The 15,471-nt window shown below is 61.0% G+C and carries 14 protein-coding genes and 2 pseudogenes; 10 read left to right on the top strand and 6 right to left on the bottom strand.

The window, feature by feature from the left end; all coding sequences use genetic code 11:
• Positions 1-77: 77 nt before the first annotated feature.
• From ABMD26_RS04945 to ABMD26_RS04930, 4 genes are all read left to right on the top strand, one after another.
• The gene (locus tag ABMD26_RS04945) at positions 78-1,004 is read left to right on the top strand and encodes a DMT family transporter (RefSeq protein WP_240049989.1); all 927 of its coding nucleotides are present in this window, start codon (positions 78-80) and stop codon (positions 1,002-1,004) included.
• Entirely contained in the window at positions 1,001-1,804 is an 804-nt protein-coding gene (locus ABMD26_RS04940; protein ID WP_134721553.1) for an NAD(P)H-dependent oxidoreductase, read from the top strand. Before ABMD26_RS04945 ends, ABMD26_RS04940 begins: the two co-directional genes overlap by 4 nt.
• Before the next feature lie 19 nt (positions 1,805-1,823).
• On the top strand, positions 1,824-2,090 hold the full coding sequence (locus ABMD26_RS04935) for a hypothetical protein (protein ID WP_134721552.1): 267 nt from the start codon (positions 1,824-1,826) through the stop codon (positions 2,088-2,090).
• A 238-nt stretch (positions 2,091-2,328) separates the two neighbouring features.
• Positions 2,329-2,601 carry a DUF3077 domain-containing protein gene (locus tag ABMD26_RS04930; RefSeq protein WP_134721551.1) on the top strand — a complete coding sequence of 91 codons (273 nt, stop codon included), beginning with the start codon at positions 2,329-2,331 and terminating at the stop codon, positions 2,599-2,601.
• Between the two features lie 241 nt (positions 2,602-2,842).
• Here ABMD26_RS04930 and ABMD26_RS04925 read toward each other — a convergent pair whose 3' ends face one another.
• Complete coding sequence (locus ABMD26_RS04925; protein ID WP_134721550.1) at positions 2,843-4,108, bottom strand: mechanosensitive ion channel family protein; 1,266 nt, start codon at positions 4,106-4,108, stop codon at positions 2,843-2,845.
• 184 nt (positions 4,109-4,292) lie between these two features.
• Here ABMD26_RS04925 and ABMD26_RS04920 point away from each other — a divergent pair.
• From ABMD26_RS04920 to ABMD26_RS04905, 4 genes and pseudogenes are all read left to right on the top strand, one after another.
• Positions 4,293-5,637 (top strand): annotated as a pseudogene (locus ABMD26_RS04920) (DEAD/DEAH box helicase).
• A gap of 141 nt (positions 5,638-5,778) precedes the next feature.
• Positions 5,779-6,171: a transcriptional regulator gene (locus ABMD26_RS04915; protein WP_134721549.1), complete on the top strand. Its 393-nt coding sequence runs from the start codon at positions 5,779-5,781 to the stop codon at positions 6,169-6,171.
• Between the two features lie 318 nt (positions 6,172-6,489).
• Complete coding sequence (locus tag ABMD26_RS04910) at positions 6,490-7,416, top strand: DMT family transporter (RefSeq protein ID WP_134721548.1); 927 nt, start codon at positions 6,490-6,492, stop codon at positions 7,414-7,416.
• A gap of 148 nt (positions 7,417-7,564) precedes the next feature.
• Positions 7,565-7,690 (top strand): PA1414 family protein, encoded by a 126-nt coding sequence (locus ABMD26_RS04905; RefSeq protein WP_354308433.1) that lies wholly within the window; start codon positions 7,565-7,567, stop codon positions 7,688-7,690.
• Between the two features lie 76 nt (positions 7,691-7,766).
• On the opposite strand, the gene glpD is transcribed toward ABMD26_RS04905, so the two are convergent.
• From glpD to ABMD26_RS04885, 4 genes are all read right to left on the bottom strand, one after another.
• Positions 7,767-9,305, bottom strand: coding sequence for a glycerol-3-phosphate dehydrogenase (glpD, locus tag ABMD26_RS04900; RefSeq protein WP_134721547.1), 1,539 nt, complete (start codon positions 9,303-9,305; stop codon positions 7,767-7,769).
• Between the two features lie 252 nt (positions 9,306-9,557).
• The gene (locus ABMD26_RS04895) at positions 9,558-10,313 is read right to left on the bottom strand and encodes a DeoR/GlpR family transcriptional regulator (protein ID WP_049861085.1); all 756 of its coding nucleotides are present in this window, start codon (positions 10,311-10,313) and stop codon (positions 9,558-9,560) included.
• 137 nt (positions 10,314-10,450) lie between these two features.
• Positions 10,451-11,953 (bottom strand): glycerol kinase GlpK, encoded by a 1,503-nt coding sequence (glpK, locus tag ABMD26_RS04890; RefSeq protein ID WP_049861084.1) that lies wholly within the window; start codon positions 11,951-11,953, stop codon positions 10,451-10,453.
• Between the two features lie 55 nt (positions 11,954-12,008).
• Positions 12,009-12,848 (bottom strand): MIP/aquaporin family protein, encoded by an 840-nt coding sequence (locus ABMD26_RS04885; RefSeq protein WP_122741659.1) that lies wholly within the window; start codon positions 12,846-12,848, stop codon positions 12,009-12,011.
• A 296-nt stretch (positions 12,849-13,144) separates the two neighbouring features.
• Here ABMD26_RS04885 and ybaK point away from each other — a divergent pair, with 296 nt between their 5' ends.
• The gene (gene ybaK / locus ABMD26_RS04880; RefSeq protein ID WP_122741660.1) at positions 13,145-13,618 is read left to right on the top strand and encodes a Cys-tRNA(Pro) deacylase; all 474 of its coding nucleotides are present in this window, start codon (positions 13,145-13,147) and stop codon (positions 13,616-13,618) included.
• A gap of 89 nt (positions 13,619-13,707) precedes the next feature.
• The gene (locus tag ABMD26_RS04875) at positions 13,708-14,502 is read left to right on the top strand and encodes a PhzF family phenazine biosynthesis protein (RefSeq protein ID WP_314570834.1); all 795 of its coding nucleotides are present in this window, start codon (positions 13,708-13,710) and stop codon (positions 14,500-14,502) included.
• Here the strand turns inward: ABMD26_RS04875 and ABMD26_RS04870 are convergent.
• Positions 14,479-15,391 (bottom strand): annotated as a pseudogene (locus tag ABMD26_RS04870) (LysR family transcriptional regulator). The gene ABMD26_RS04875 and the pseudogene ABMD26_RS04870 sit on opposite strands and share 24 nt — an antisense overlap.
• Positions 15,392-15,471 lie beyond the last annotated feature (80 nt).

Raw genomic sequence — 15,471 nt, 5'->3', positions numbered from 1 at the left:
TGGTTTGACGACAAATCATCAACGACAAAAGGTACCGATAAGTGAGGAAGTCAGTAGACGGGGGTGCCGCTGCGGTGATGGTGTTGCTTTGCCTCATTTGGGGTGCCCAGCAAGTGGCGATGAAGGCGGTTGCCGACGACATAGCTCCTATCATGCAGGTCGCCGTTCGCTCTGGCGTCGCTGCCGCCTTGGTCTGGTTAATTGGAAAACGGATCATGCGCGAGGTTTGGTTATCAGGCGTCTGGTGCCGCTCCGGATTAGTCGTGGCCGTTCTGTTCGCGGGTGAATTTCTGTTCGTCGCCGAAGGGTTACGCTGGACAAGCGCCTCGCACATGGCGGTTTTCCTTTATACGGCTCCCTTATTCGCCGCCATCGGTCTGCATCTACGCTTGCCGGAGGAGCGCCTTAGCCCGATTCAGTGGGTTGGTATGTCTCTAGCGTTCGCAGGAATTGCCATCACCTTCCTCATGCCTCGCGATGGGACAACCATCCAAACGGCCAATGCGAACAGTCTCCTAGGTGACTTGTTGGGCTTGTGTGCGGGCGCTACTTGGGGGTTTACGACGGTGGCAGTGCGTACCAGTCGTCTCAGTGAAGCGCCGGCAACCCAGACCCTGTTTTGCCAACTGGCAGGTGCCTTTCTCATTCTTCTGCCTTTGAGCCTGCTGGCAGGCCAAGGCTCGATGAATTTCTCATCCGGCGCAGTCGCCAGCCTGGTTTTCCAGACGCTGATTGTGTCGGTGGCAAGCTACTTGATCTGGTTTTGGATGCTTCGTCGCTATCTCGCTGCCCGCCTTGGAGTGCTGGCTTTCATGAGCCCGCTGTTTGGCGTACTGATGGGATATCTGTGGCTCGCAGAGCAGACGAGCTTCGGATTTCTGCTGGGCGCAAGCCTGACCATTGTTGGCCCGCTCGTAGTGAATCTCAGCAAAGCGGTTGAACATACTGAAGGCGGAAGAAGTTATCAGACCTCTGAAAGTCGCAAGGAGAAGATACAGTTATGAAGACGTTAATTGTGTTGGCGCACCCAGAACCACGTTCATTTAACGGTGCTCTGAAGGATAAAGCTGTCGAAACGCTGCGCGAAATCGGTCACCAGGTTCAGGTAAGCGATCTCTACGCGATGAATTGGAAAGGCGAGCTAGGCATTGGTGACTTCTCCGAAAATCGCGCCAACCCTGACTATCTCGATCTCTCCCACGAGCAGGAACACGCGTTTGCCAACAATTCTCAGACGGCCGACGTCAAAGCAGAGCAATCGAAGGTCATGTGGGCTGACCTAGTGATTCTTCAGTTCCCGGTGTGGTGGTTTTCGATGCCGGCCATTCTGAAAGGCTGGGTAGACCGGGTGTTAAGTCGTGGGTTCGCGTACTCATCGGGGCACAAGTATGGATCCGGATTACTAAAGGGAAAGAGGGCCATGCTTTGCCTGACCACAGGCACCGCCAGCAGTCTTTATACGCCCGCTGGCATTGATGGCGACTTGCATCACGTACTTTGGCCCATCCATAACGGCATTCTGGCTTATACCGGTTTCACAGTCCTTCCTCCGTTTGCTGCGTGGATGCCGGCGCAGCTCAGCGATGACGAACGTCAGCGATATCTGAGCTCATATGCCGATTACTTACGAGGCTTGGACGGGGTGCAGCCGCTATTTTTTCACCCGCGCGAAGACTATGACAACAACCAGCAGCTGAAGCCTGGGATTGAAGCCCGCTCTGGTGTGCAGTGGAATCCACGTGCAAGACAGGGTTTTGAACAGGCTGCATCCTGTTTTTCGGTGCAACCGAAGTCAAAAATCTAGTTCTGGCAGGAGAGAAATCATGGCAGTCATCATGCTGGCAGGCACCGGAAAAATATCCAATGCGATAGCTCAGAGCTTAGTTCTGACGGCAGGCGAGACCGATTCAATCTCACTGGTTGTGCTGAGCCGCAAACTGGAATATGCCGAACAAACCTTAGGACAAGCTCAAGCCATCGCGAGCTGTTTGGGTAGGAAAATCACGGGCGAAGCTTATGCCGTGCACTGGCAAGATCCGCTGAGCGCAAGGCCCGCTCTCGAGCGATGGGAGCCTGTAGTGGTCAAATGAAACCGGACACTCATTTAGGCGAGAATGCTCGCCATAGAGAGGTGTCTGATGACCAAGCAACGTCGTACCTTGACCTCTGAGTTTAAGCACGAGGCTGCGTGCTTGGTGCTCGACCAAGGCTACAGCCATACCGAGGCAGCCCGTTCTCGTATCCCGGCCCGCCAACCTTGTGCAATTCGCCACCCTTCCTGCCTGGCGGCAGAGGGTGTCGATTCCTCACGATACGGATCATCACATCATGACTACTCTGCATGACTGCAAGACGTTGGGTATCACTTCGTTCGCCCGGTGCGGCGACGGCTCGCACACGTTGTTTCTGGTCAACTCCAATGCTCCCGCCGATGTGGCGCTCGAATATGCAGCGATGCTGCAGGCGAGCGTGAATCAGGCGCTGCTGGAGGCCGTGGAGGGTGATTCGGGGACTGCGCTGCTGTGGCCGGCTTTGTATCTAGGCGAGATGGCGAAGGCGGTCATCGATGATCTGGCTGAGGGAGGGAAGGCGACGGGTTAGGCCTGAGGCTATCGCCTTCAGGCTTTTGCCAGGAATGTCTGATTCCCGAAAGGATGAGCATGGCTCAATGTGGGAGGTGTCTTCTTCGCGGGCAGAGTGCTCGCCGTCCGCCCCTTTTCCACATAAGGCACTGGCATCCCGTAGGAGAGGTCATCGGCCGCGAAGGGCGCACCGCGTGGTACCTGACACACCGCAGTGCATGTTTCGCGGCCACGGACCGCTCCTACGAAAGGCATTGCTTTCAATGCGGACCGGTCACCGCCACCAACCCACCGCGCAAATCCGCGCCGCTGGGCTTCTGGTACACGCTCAGCCCGAACTCCGGCAGCACGGCCAGCAGGTAATCGAAGATGTCCCCCTGAATCCGTTCGTACTCGGCCCAGGCCGTGGTGCGGGTGAAGCAGTAGATTTCCAGCGGTACCCCTTCGGCGGTGGCTTCCATCTGCCGGACCATGCAGGTCATGTTCGGCTGGATGTCGGGGTGGGCGTTGAGGTACGCCAGGGCGTAGGCGCGGAAGGTGCCCAGGTTGGTCATGCGGCGCTGGTTGGCGGACAGTTCTGCCACTTCGCCCTGGGCTGCGTTCCAGGCCTTGAGTTCGGCCTGCTTGCTGCTGACGTAGCCGCTGAGCAGATGCACCTGGGTCAGGCGTAGCTGTTCCTGTTCGTCGAGAAAACGCACGCCGCTGGCATCGATGTTCAACGCCCGCTTGATGCGCCGGCCGCCGGACTGCTGCATGCCGCGCCAGTTCTTGAACGACTCGCTCATCAGGCGCCAGGTGGGGATGGAGACGATGGTCTTGTCGAAGTTCTGGATCTTCACCGTGTGCAGGGTGATGTCGACGACGTCGCCGTCGGCGCCCACCTGGGGCATTTCGATCCAGTCGCCGACGCGCAGCATGTCGTTGCTGGTCAATTGCACGCTGGCGACGAACGACAGCAGGGTGTCCTTGTAGACCAGCAGGATGACCGCAGACATGGCACCCAGGCCGGACAGCAGCAGTAACGGTGAGCGGTCGATCAAGGTGGCGACGATGATGATCGCGCCGAAGATGTACAGGATCATCTTCGCCAGTTGCACGTAACCCTTGATCGAGCGGGTGCGGGCGTGTTCGGTGCGGGCGTAGATGTCGAGCAGGGCATTGAGCAGGGCGCCCAGCGCCAGCACCATGAACAGGATGGTGAAGCCCAGCGCGATGTTGCCGATGACGTGCTTGCTGTTGTCGCTCAGCACCGGGATCAGGCCCAGGCTGAACTGCACCACCAGCGACGGCGTCATTTGCGCCAGGCGGTGAAAGACCTTGTTGTGCAGGAAGTCGGTGAGCCAGTGCAGCGAAGGTCGGCGGCTGAGCAGCTTGACCGCGTGCAGGGTGAGAAAGCGTGCCAGGCGGCCCAGGGTGAAGGCGGCGATCAGCAGCAGGAACAGCGACACACCGGCCTGCAGGATCGGCTGGTCGTCGAGGCCCGTGATGAAGGTGACGGTTTGTTGCCAGAGCGATTCGATATTCATGGGTGGGCGTGCAGCTCCCGAGTTGAAAAGGGGGCGGGGATTAAAGCCCATTGCGCAGGGCAATCGCCACGCCTGGAAAGATTTGCACGCAATTTACCGAGTTACGGGTAAAGAAATTCGGCTAATCGTCCGCAAACCGGTACCCTATGCAGTCGAATTTATGTACTCCGTCGAGGTAACACCCGTGTTTTCCCAATTCGCCCTGCATGAACGCCTGCTCAAAGCCGTCGCCGAGCTGAAATTTGTCGAGCCGACGCCGGTGCAGGTAGCGGCCATTCCCTTGGCCTTGCAAGGGCGCGACCTGCGGGTGACGGCGCAAACCGGCAGCGGCAAGACCGCGGCATTCGTGCTGCCGATCCTCAACCGCTTGATGGGGCCGGCCAAGGTTCGCGTCGACATCCGTGCCGTGATCCTGCTGCCGACCCGCGAGCTGGCGCAGCAAACCTTGAAGGAAGTGGAGCGCTTCAGCCAGTTCACCTTCATCAAGGCCGGCCTGATCACCGGTGGTGAAGACTTCAAGGTGCAGGCCGCCATGCTGCGCAAGGTGCCGGACATCCTCATCGGTACGCCGGGCCGTCTGCTGGAGCAGTTGAACGCTGGCAACCTGGACCTCAAGAACGTCGAGGTGCTGGTGCTCGATGAAGCCGACCGCATGCTCGACATGGGCTTCTCCGAAGACGTGACGCGCCTGAGCCAGGAGTGCGCCCAGCGTGAACAGACCCTGCTGTTCTCGGCCACCACCGGCGGCGCCGGTCTGCGCGAGATGATCGGCAAGGTGCTCAAGGACCCCGAGCACCTGCTGATCAACAACGTCAGCCAGCTGGCCGAGGGCACTCGTCAGCAGATCGTCACGGCCGACCACAACGTCCACAAGGAGCAGATCCTCAACTGGTTGCTGGCCAACGAGACGTACCAGAAGGCGATCATCTTCACCAACACCCGGGCCATGGCCGATCGTATCTACGGCCGTCTGGTGGCGCAGGAATACAAGGCTTTCGTCCTGCACGGCGACAAGGACCAGAAAGACCGCAAGCTGGCCATCGACCGCCTCAAGCAGGGTGGCGTGAAGATCCTCGTGGCCACCGATGTGGCCGCCCGTGGTCTGGACGTCGACGGTCTGGATCTGGTGGTCAACTTCGACATGCCACGCAGCGGCGACGACTACGTGCACCGCATCGGCCGCACCGGCCGTGCCGGCAAACGAAGGCCTGGCGATTTCCCTGATCTGCCACGGTGACTGGAACCTGATGTCAAGCATCGAGCGCTACCTCAAGCAGACCTTCGAGCGTCGCGTGATCAAGGAAGTGAAAGGTACCTACGGCGGACCGAAGAAGGTCAAGGCGTCGGGCAAGGCAGTCGGCGTGAAGAAGAAAAAGACCGACAAGGACAAGAAGGGCGACAAGAAAAGCGTCGCCAAGGGCCCGACCAAGCGCAAGAGCGTCAACCGTCCCAAGGCCGACACCCCAGCCCTGGTGAGCCAGGACGGCCTGGCGCCGCTCAAGCGCCGCAAGCCTGCCGTCAGCGAGTAACCTGCGTAGGGCAGGTCTGCTTCCCTCCGGAGGCCAGACCTGCCAAAACACCCCGCAAAGCCGTCTTCCCGCAACTCCCCCGCACACACCCGGTCCCATGCCTGGCAAGCCCTTTCACTCATGTGTTGGAGGTTCTTCCGGATGACCACTTACAACTGGCAATTGATCGAGCGTCTGTTGCACGAAGTGCAGAACGGCGCCCATCAGGATTTCACCCCAGATATCTACGCTCAGGATCACGCCGAGGCGACCGCCGCGCAGGGTGATACGTCGGCAGCTGTCGATCAGCTGACGACTCAAGCGAGCGATTATCAAGCGCTGTTGCTGGAGCGGGGCTTCATCGAGCAGCGTCCGGACAGCGAGGGCGGCACGGGGCGCAATTTCCAGCTGACCTTGCGCGGGTCCAGCCTGTTGAGCCTGATAGATAGCAGTATTCCGGATAATGACCACGGGCTCGAAGTGCTCGATGATCAGGATGATGCGCTGGACCCGGCGACTTTTGATGAGGTGGCCAGTAAGCCGCAGATTGTGTGAGTTGGGCGGGGTATTCAGTATTGCGGTTTGGCTGATAGACCGCGGGGTCTTGTTCGCGGGCAGAGGGCTCGCCGCCCGCCCCGCTCCCACAGGGTGTTTTGCCTGACAGACCGCGGCGCCTGCTTCGCGGGCAGAGGGCTCGCCGCCCGCCCCGCTCCCACAATATGGGCAGAGTGTGCCCCCACGGCGCAATTGAATCCGTGCCGGAGCGGTCATCTTCCGGAATGCTCGGTACCGTTGAAGGCCTTGGGTTGTATGGCTTGATACACTGGTGTTTTCCTTGCGGGAGAGCACTGTGATGCCGAGGTCATTTGTCCCATGAGCGCGGAACGTCGTCAGACCGATGGCTTTGCCCTCAAGGTCATGCTGGGGCTTTGCCTGATCTGGGGGATCCAGCAGGTCACCATCAAATGGGCCGCTGCGGATATCGCCCCGGTGATGCAGGCGGCCATGCGCTCGGGCATCTCTGCCGTGCTGGTGGCGATGCTGCTTTGTTGGCGCGGTGGTTGGGGGCATGTGCCCTATACCTGGCGTGCCGGGCTGGTCGCCGGCTCGCTGTTCGGTCTGGAGTTCCTGTTCATCGCCGAAGGTTTGAAGCTGACTTCGGCGGCGCACATGTCGGTCTTTCTTTACACCGCGCCGGTCTTCACCGCACTCGGCCTGCATGCGCTGCTGCCAGGGGAGCGCCTGCGGCCTTTGCAATGGCTGGGCATTGCCCTGGCGTTCAGCGGTATCGCCTTTGCCTTCGCAGGAGGCATTTCCTGGGAGCATCTGGATCGACGCATGCTGCTGGGGGACGCCATGGGCTTGATGGCGGGGCTCTGCTGGGGTGCGACCACGGTGGTGGTACGCACCTCGCGGCTGTCCGAAGCGCCCGTTGCCCTGACCTTGTTCTATCAACTGATCGTGTGCGTGGCAGGGCTGTTGATCATTGCCCTCGCCACGGGCCAGTTCAGCCATGTCACCTTCACGCCCATTGGCACCGCCAGCGTGTTGTTCCAGGGCGTTGTGGTCTCTTTTGCCAGCTTTCTGATCTGGTTCTGGCTGCTGCGCCGCTACCTTGCGTCCAACCTTGCCGTGTTCTCGTTCATGACGCCCTTGTTCGGCGTGACCTTCGGTGTGGTATTGCTGGGCGAGCCGCTGAGCATGAACTTCATTCTGGGGGCGGTGTGCGTGCTGTTGGGCATCACCCTGGTCAGTGCCGAGCAGTGGGTGCGCCGCCGGTTACGAATCTGGATAACGTAATGAATTACTCGCCGGGTCGATGATCAATTAATAGGACTGCGACTTTTCGACACAAGTGCGTGCATGCATCCTACGTCGCTTAGCGCTATGATCGAACAGAAGCGACGGACCATGACCGTCGTTAGGGTTTTCCCTGAAGGGGGGCGATATGAACGGTAACATGTACAACTGGCTCCATGATCTGGCTGTCGCATTGGGGCTGGTGCCACCGCCGCCGCAGCCTGTGCCGATCCCGGCCGATAACCACCGACCACGGCAGCGTCCACGGCGCTGAGCCTTTTCGGCCCGCCTCGCGCCATGCAAAACGCCCCTTACGGGGCGTTTTTCGTTGTGGGCATGGCTGGCGTGGTTCAAGCCGCCTGAGTATTCGCGCGGCTGGCGTCGATCTTGGCCAGGTAGGCGTCTACCCGTGCGATGGCCCCTTCGTCGACGAACAGGCCCAGCTTGCTGCGTCGCCACAGGACGTCGTCGCTGCGTGTGGCCCATTCCTGCTCGTACAGGTAATCCACTTCGCGGCTGTACAGGCCTGCGCCCAGTTCTTCGCCCAGATCGGCCAGCGACTGTGCGCCTTCGATCAGGCGCCAGCTGCGGCTGCCGTAGCTGACGGCCCAGCGTTCGGCCAGCCCGCTTGGCAGCCAAGGTGCCTTGGCGCGCATGGCCTGAGCCAGTGCCTGGGGCGTGGTCATGTCTTCGCCGCCAGGCAGGGCACTGCTCGCCGTCCAGCTGCCGCGCATCTGCGTGAAGAATGGCTTGAGTTGCGCCATGGCCGATTCTGCCAGCTTGCGATAGGTGGTCAGCTTGCCACCGAACACCGACAGGATCGGCGCTTCACCCTGACCGCCGCTGAGCGACAGGGTGTAGTCGCGGGTAATGGCCGACGGGTTGTCCGACTCGTCGTTGCACAGCGGGCGAACACCGGAATAGGTGCGCACGATGTCGCTGCGGCTGACCTGCTTCTTAAAGTGGGCGTTGACCACTTTGAGGATGTAGTCGGTTTCGGCGTCGGTGATTTCCACTTTGGACGGATCGCCAGTGTACTCGCGGTCGGTGGTGCCCAGGATGGTGAAGCGGTCCAGATACGGAATGGTGAAGACAATCCGCTGGTCTTCGTTCTGCAGGATATGCGCCTGCTCGCCTTCGTACAGACGTGGCACGATCAGATGGCTGCCCTGGATCAGGCGGATGCCGTACGGGGACTGCAGTTGCAGGTCGTCACGGATGAACTTGGCTACCCATGGGCCCGCTGCGTTGACCAGGGCGCGAGCCTTCAACGTGAAGGTGCTGCCGTCCTCGCGCTGCAGATTGACCTGCCATACACCGTCCACACGCTTCGCATCGATGCAACGGGTGCGGGTGTGGATGTGCGCGCCTTTTTCCCGCGCGGCCATGGCGTTCAATACCACCAGGCGGGCGTCGTCCACCCAGCAGTCGGAGTATTCGAAGCCACGGGTGATCTCTGGCTTCAGTGCACTGTCGGCACCGAAACGCAGGCTGCGCGAGCCGGGCAGTTTTTCCCGCTTGCCCAGGTTGTCGTAAAGGAACAGGCCGGCGCGGATCATCCACGCAGGACGCAGATGAGGCCGGTGCGGCAGCACGAAACGCATCGGCTTGACGATGTGCGGGGCCTTGGCCAGCAGCACTTCGCGTTCCGCCAGCGCTTCGCGCACCAGGCGGAATTCATGGTGTTCCAGATAACGCAGGCCACCGTGGATGAGCTTGCTGCTGGCCGACGAGGTGTGGCTGGCAAGGTCGTCCTTCTCGCAGAGAAAGACGGAGAGCCCACGCCCGGCAGCGTCGGCGGCGATCCCCACACCATTGATGCCACCACCGATCACGGCGACGTCGTAGATTTCAGCCAACGGTTGGCGGGGCAAGGTCGAATGGGGCATGGAGCCTCCTGCGTTTATCAAGGAGCGTTCGAATGAGTGCTTTGAATTCGAACATCAATGTTCAATTTCGAAAATACTAGCCCAATACGTAGGGGTTAGCCAGTCGAAGATGATTGAATTTGTTGATCGCCGCAGGCGAAAGCGAAGAAATGTGAACATCGCAGGTGCGCACAACCGAACGCGAGCCTTGCCGGGTGGGGTTCGTAAGCGAACGGGCGGGAGAAGGGCGCGGCTTGCGCCGCTGCCACAGGGTCAGACGATGTCGAGACGGATCTTGTGCTGTTGCAGCAATTGCAGCAGGGCGGGGACGGGGGGCTGGTCGGTGACCAGGCAATCGATCAGGCTGATCGGGCCCAGGCGAACCATGGCATTGCGGCCGAACTTGCTTGAGTCAGCGGCCAGGATGACCTGCCGCGCGTTGGCGATGATCGCCTGACTGACGCGAACTTCCTGATAGTCGAAGTCCAGGAGGCTGCCGTCTTCGTCGATGCCGCTGATGCCGACCAGGGCGAAGTCGACCTTGAACTGGGTGATGAAATCGATACTGGCCTGACCCACCACGCCGCCGTCGCGACGCACGTTGCCGCCGGCCAGCAGCACATCGAAATCGTCCTTGCCACTGAGGATCGAGGCCACATGCAGGTTGTTGGTGATGATCTTCAGATGGCTGTGGTTGAGCAGGGCGCGAGCGATGGATTCGGTGGTGGTGCCGATGTTGATGAACAGCGAAGCGTGGTCGGGGATCTGGGCGGCGATGGCTTCGGCGATGCGTTGTTTCTCGTCACGCATCTGGTCGGCACGCATGGCGTAGGCCGTGTTCTCGATGCTCGAGTCGTAGGCGGCGCCACCGTGGTAACGGCGCAGCAGGTTGACCTCGGCCAGTTGGTTGATGTCACGCCGAATGGTCTGCGGTGTCACGACGAACAGCTGGGCCATTTCCTCGATGCTGACATAGCCGCGTTCGCGTACCAGTTCCAGGATCTGCTGTTGGCGGGGAGGCAGGTTCATGGGGCTTCCTTTGGCTGCCATGCAAAAGCATGCATGATGCCGCAGGAAAGGCCCCAATCGCCAGACTTGATTGCAGGGGCCGGCATTGCATCAATCCGCAAGGCACCGGCCGGATTGCCCGGCCGGTGCCTGCTCGATCACTGCTCTTCGTGCGGTTCCCAGTCGCGGGTGCGTTCGACGGCCTTTTTCCAGCCGGCGTAGAGTTTTTCCTTGCCGGCTTCATCGAGCAGCGGCTCGAAGGTGCGTTCGATCACAGCCTTGCCGCGCAATTCGTCCAGGCTGCCCCAGAAGCCGCACGCCAGGCCCGCTAGGTAGGCAGCGCCCAGCGCCGTGGTTTCGCGCATCTGCGGACGCTCGACCGGCGTGCCGAGGATGTCGGCCTGGAACTGCATGAGGAAGTTGTTGGCCACCGCACCGCCGTCCACGCGCAGGGCGCTCAGGCGTTCGCCGGAGTCCTGCTGCATGGCGTCGAGTACGTCGCGGGTCTGGTAGGCGATCGATTCCAGTGCGGCACGAATGATGTGGTCCACGCGCACGCCACGGGTCAGGCCGAAGAGTGCGCCACGGGCATAGGGGTCCCAGTAGGGCGCGCCCAGGCCAGTGAAGGCCGGCACCAGGTACACGCCGTTGGTGTTCTTGACCTTGCTGGCGAAGTATTCGGTGTCGTAGGCGTCGTTGACGATCTTCAGTTCGTCACGCAGCCACTGCACGGTCGAGCCGCCGTTGAACACGGCGCCTTCCAGGGCGTAGGCCACTTCGCCACGCGGGCCGCAGCCGATGGTGGTGAGCATCCCGTGTTGCGAAGTCACGGCCTTCTTGCCAGTGTTCATCAGCAGGAAGCAACCGGTGCCGTAGGTGTTCTTGGCCTGGCCGGGTTCGACGCACATCTGGCCGAACAGGGCGGCCTGCTGGTCGCCGGCGATACCGGCAATGGCGATGCCGCTCTTGGTGTGGCCGTAGACTTCCGACGACGACTTGACCTCTGGCAGCATCTCGCGGGGGATGTCCAGGGTCTGCAGCATCTTCTCGTCCCACTCCAGCGTGTGGATGTTGAAGAGCATGGTGCGCGAGGCGTTGGTGTAGTCGGTGACGTGGACCTTGCCGCCGGTGAATTTCCAGATCAGCCAGCTATCGATGGTGCCGAACAGCAGCTCGCCGTTGCGGGCGCGCTCGCGGCTGCCTTCGACGTTGTCCAGAATCCACTTGAGCTTGGTGCCTGAGAAGTACGGATCGACGACCAGGCCGGTGGTCTGCTTGATGTAGTCTTCCATGCCATCGCGCTTGAGCTGCTGGCAGATCTCGGTGCTGCGTCGGCACTGCCAGACCACGGCGTTGTAGATCGGGCGACCGCTGTTCTTGTCCCACACCACGGTGGTTTCACGCTGGTTGGTGATGCCGATGGCTGCGACCTGGGCGTGGCTCAACCCGGCCTGGGCCAGGGCTTCGACCATGGTCGCGCTCTGGGTGGCGAAGATTTCCATCGGATCGTGCTCGACCCAGCCTGCCTGCGGGTAGTGCTGGGCGAACTCACGCTGCGACGTGCCGACGACATTGGCGTCGCGGTCGAAAATGATGGCTCGCGAGCTGGTGGTGCCTTGGTCCAGGGCGATGATGTAGTTCTTGTTGTCGGTATCGGTCATGTCGATGGCCTTGCGCAAGTTTGAAATAGATGCGGAATGGAGTAGCTGTGCAGGCTCAGGAGGCCTGCACCTTCGATGCGGCCGCCTTGGCCGACTCGTTGAGCGAGTTGGGCAGATGGCGGGCGATCAGTACCCGGTAAGCGCCGGCGCCCAGGCAGGCACCTACGATCGGCGCCACGATGGGCACGATGAAATAGGGAATCGTACGGCCACCGGTGAAGGCTATTTCACCCCACCCGGCGATAAAGGTCATCAGCTTGGGACCGAAATCCCTGGCCGGGTTCATGGCGAAGCCGGTCAGTGGGCCCATCGCGCTGCCGATCACGGCGATCAGCAACCCCACCAGCAACGGTGCCATGGCGCCGCGCGGAAGGCCATTGTGCTCGTCGCCCAAGGCCATGATCACCCCCATCAGGATGGCGGTGATGACCATCTCGACCAGGAAAGCCTGACCGATGGACAGCGCCGCGTGCGGATAGGTGGAGAAGATGCTCGCCGTTTCCAGGCTCGCCTGCGTGCCGCGGACGATGCCATGGGTCTGTTCGTAATCGAAGAACAGGCTGCTGTAGAGGGTGTAGACCAGTGCCGCCGAGCAGAACGCGCCGGCAACCTGAGCCAGAATGTAGAAGGGCAGCTTGCGCTTTTCGAAACCGCCGAACAGGCACAGGGCGATGCTGACGGCCGGGTTCAGATGCGCTCCGGACACGCCAGCCGTCAGGTAGATCGCCATGCTCACGCCGACGCCCCAGATGATGCTGATTTCCCATAGGCCGAGGCTGGCCCCTGCGACCTTGAGCGCCGCGACGCAGCCAGTACCGAAGAAGATAAGCAGTGCGGTTCCGAGAAACTCGGCAATGCACTGACCCGACAGGGTCGGTTGTTGCTGTGCGGTCATCGTGTTTTACCCCAATTGTTTTTTTTGTCTGACGCCGTTTCTGGCGCCTGGAATCTGCCGTCGTGCGATCCCCATCGCACGCCGGATTACAACCTTTCAGCACATTGTACTATCGTGCCTATCTTCACAAACGAAAAAATATAGACAAGAAACGCCGCTGTCAAAGGTCGAAAGTGAACGAGTTCGTTCAATGATCGAGAACGGATTCGTCCATTTGCGGCAAAGCCACGGTTGGCGTGGCTTGCCTGCCTGTGTCCTAATGCCGGGCATCGGTTTTATTTGTCTGGAGTCCCTGCATGACACCCGCCCTGGACCTCTTGAAGAAGCATCGCGCCGACCATCGGGTGCATGCCTATGAACACGATCCGAAGGCCGCCTCCTACGGATTGGAAGCGGTCGAAAAGCTCGGCCTGGCCCCGGCTCAGGTGTTCAAGACCCTGCTGGCGGCCACTGAAAAAAGCGAACTGCTGGTGGCAGTGGTGCCCGTTACCGGCACGCTGGACCTCAAGGCACTGGCACAGGCGGCGGGAGTCAAGAAGTGCGAGATGGCCGATCCACAGGCCGCGCAGCGCGCCACCGGTTACCTGTTGGGCGGCATCAGCCCCTTGGGGCAGAAAAAGCGCCTGCGCACGTTCATCGATCAAACCGCAGCGACGTTGCCCAGCGTGTATGTCAGCGCCGGCAGACGCGGGCTGGAAGTGGAACTGGCGCCGCAGTTGCTGGCCGAGCATACCCAAGGCTGTTTCGCCGATATCGGCCGTGCTGGATGAACGCAAGAAATTATTCATCGACTCCACGAGTCGAACGCCGATAGCCCACGGCCTGGGCGCTACCCCTTTCCGCTACAGCGAGGAATGCCATGCAACTGGATTTCCATCAGGTCGATGCGTTTACCCAACATCCGTTTGCTGGCAACCCGGCCATCGTCTATCGCCTGGACAGCTGGCTGGCCGACGAACTGATGCAGAAGATCGCTGCCGAACACAACCTGGCCGAGACCGCGTTCATGGTGCGCGAGGCTCAGGGCTGGCACATCCGCTGGTTCACGCCGCGCACCGAAGTGCCCTTGTGCGGTCATGCCACTCTGGCCAGCGCCTACGTCCTGTTCCATGTCTATGGCGAAACCGCGACCAGCCTGTCGTTCGCCAGCCGTTCCGGCACCCTGACCGTCAGCCGCGAGGGCGACCGCCTGTGGCTGGATTTCCCGGCCATGATGCCTGAAGAACAGCTGGGCCTTACGCTGGATGTGGAGCGTGCGCTGGGCTGCGAGGCGGTCGATGTGATGGCGGCAACGTCCCTGTTCGTGTTGCTGGAGTCGGAGCAGGCAGTGCGCGAATGTCAGCCGAACATGGCGGCGCTGGCTCGCTTGCCCTGGCCTGGGGTGATCATCACCGCACGGGGCGACCATCACGATTTTGTCTCGCGCTATTTCGCCCCGGCCATTGGCATCGATGAAGACGCGGTGACCGGTTCCACCCACTGCAGCCTCATTCCGTACTGGTCCAAGCGCCTGGTCAAGACCAGCCTCAGCGCATACCAGTGCTCGGCCCGCGGGGGCGAGCTGTTTTGCCGCAGGGAAGGCGAGCGGGTCAAGATCGGCGGCTATGCCACGCTGGTCAGCAGCGGCCGGTTACTCCTGGGCCCGCAGATCTGATTCATCCGCCGCCGAAATGCCGGCCTGGCCATCGAGCAATGCCATGAAGGCCCGGGCCGCGTTCGACAGGGTTCTCTCGGTGTGCAGGATGTAGCCCAACTGTCGACTCAACTGCACGCCGGGCAGTACGAAGCGCGCCACCTGATCGTCGAGCATGGTGCGCGGCAACACACTCCATGCCAGCCCGATCGACACCATCATCTTGATGGTTTCCAGGTAGTTGGTGCTCATGGCGATGTTCGGGCTCAGGCCCTGAGCCTCGAACAGACGGCTGACGATATGGTGGGTGAAGGTATTGCCGCCGGGAAAACACCGCCGGATGTTCGGCAATATCGCTCAGCTTCACCGCGTCCCGCAGGGCCAGCGGATGTTCAGGTGCGGCGACGAAATCCAGCAGGTCATGCCACACCGGCACCGAGCGCACCAGGTGGTGGGGCTCGGGCGCGAGGGTGATGACCGCCAGCTCCGCCCGACCGTGGAGAATCTCCTCATAGGCCACTTCCGAATCGAGAAACTGAATGTCCAGGGCGACCTTGGGGTACATGCGCGTGTATGTGCGCAGCAGCGGGGGCAATCGGTGCAGGCCGATATGGTGACTGGTGGCCAGAGTGAGCCGACCGGTGACGTCACCGCTGAGGTTGGTCAGGGCGCGACGGGTGTCTTCGAGCACGTCGAGAATTTGGTAGGCCCGCGGCAGCAGCGCTCGGCCGGCCTCGGTCAGATTGACTTCCCGACCCAGCCGGTCGAACAGGCGCACACCCAACTGCTGCTCCAGACTGGCAATGCGTTTGCTGATCGCAGGTTGAGTCAAATGCAGGCGATCCCCGGCCCTGGAAAAGCTGCCCACTTCGGCGATGGCAATAAAGGCATTGAGACTGGCCAGGTCCATGAGCCGATTCCTTTTGGTTATCCAAAGTATGAAAATTATGAATTTGAGTTATTCAAGATAACCCCATAGCATCATCCCTA

It is taken from the genome of Pseudomonas sp. PvP001 (assembly GCF_040546375.1).
Lineage (GTDB): Bacteria > Pseudomonadota > Gammaproteobacteria > Pseudomonadales > Pseudomonadaceae > Aquipseudomonas > Aquipseudomonas coleopterorum.
This window is presented reverse-complemented; position numbering and strand designations above follow the sequence as displayed.

Bases quoted from the DNA above. Each gene is read 5' to 3' on its own strand.
- ABMD26_RS04945 (WP_240049989.1), top strand. From the start codon at position 78: ATGGTGTTGCTTTGCCTCATTTGGGGTGCCCAGCAAGTGGCGATGAAG.
- ABMD26_RS04940 (WP_134721553.1), top strand. From the start codon at position 1,001: ATGAAGACGTTAATTGTGTTGGCGCACCCAGAACCACGTTCATTTAAC.
- ABMD26_RS04935 (WP_134721552.1), top strand. From the start codon at position 1,824: ATGGCAGTCATCATGCTGGCAGGCACCGGAAAAATATCCAATGCGATA.
- ABMD26_RS04930 (WP_134721551.1), top strand. From the start codon at position 2,329: ATGACTACTCTGCATGACTGCAAGACGTTGGGTATCACTTCGTTCGCC.
- ABMD26_RS04925 (WP_134721550.1), bottom strand. From the start codon at position 4,108: ATGAATATCGAATCGCTCTGGCAACAAACCGTCACCTTCATCACGGGC.
- ABMD26_RS04915 (WP_134721549.1), top strand. From the start codon at position 5,779: ATGACCACTTACAACTGGCAATTGATCGAGCGTCTGTTGCACGAAGTG.
- ABMD26_RS04910 (WP_134721548.1), top strand. From the start codon at position 6,490: ATGAGCGCGGAACGTCGTCAGACCGATGGCTTTGCCCTCAAGGTCATG.
- ABMD26_RS04905 (WP_354308433.1), top strand. From the start codon at position 7,565: ATGAACGGTAACATGTACAACTGGCTCCATGATCTGGCTGTCGCATTG.
- glpD (WP_134721547.1), bottom strand. From the start codon at position 9,305: ATGCCCCATTCGACCTTGCCCCGCCAACCGTTGGCTGAAATCTACGAC.
- ABMD26_RS04895 (WP_049861085.1), bottom strand. From the start codon at position 10,313: ATGAACCTGCCTCCCCGCCAACAGCAGATCCTGGAACTGGTACGCGAA.
- glpK (WP_049861084.1), bottom strand. From the start codon at position 11,953: ATGACCGATACCGACAACAAGAACTACATCATCGCCCTGGACCAAGGC.
- ABMD26_RS04885 (WP_122741659.1), bottom strand. From the start codon at position 12,848: ATGACCGCACAGCAACAACCGACCCTGTCGGGTCAGTGCATTGCCGAG.
- ybaK (WP_122741660.1), top strand. From the start codon at position 13,145: ATGACACCCGCCCTGGACCTCTTGAAGAAGCATCGCGCCGACCATCGG.
- ABMD26_RS04875 (WP_314570834.1), top strand. From the start codon at position 13,708: ATGCAACTGGATTTCCATCAGGTCGATGCGTTTACCCAACATCCGTTT.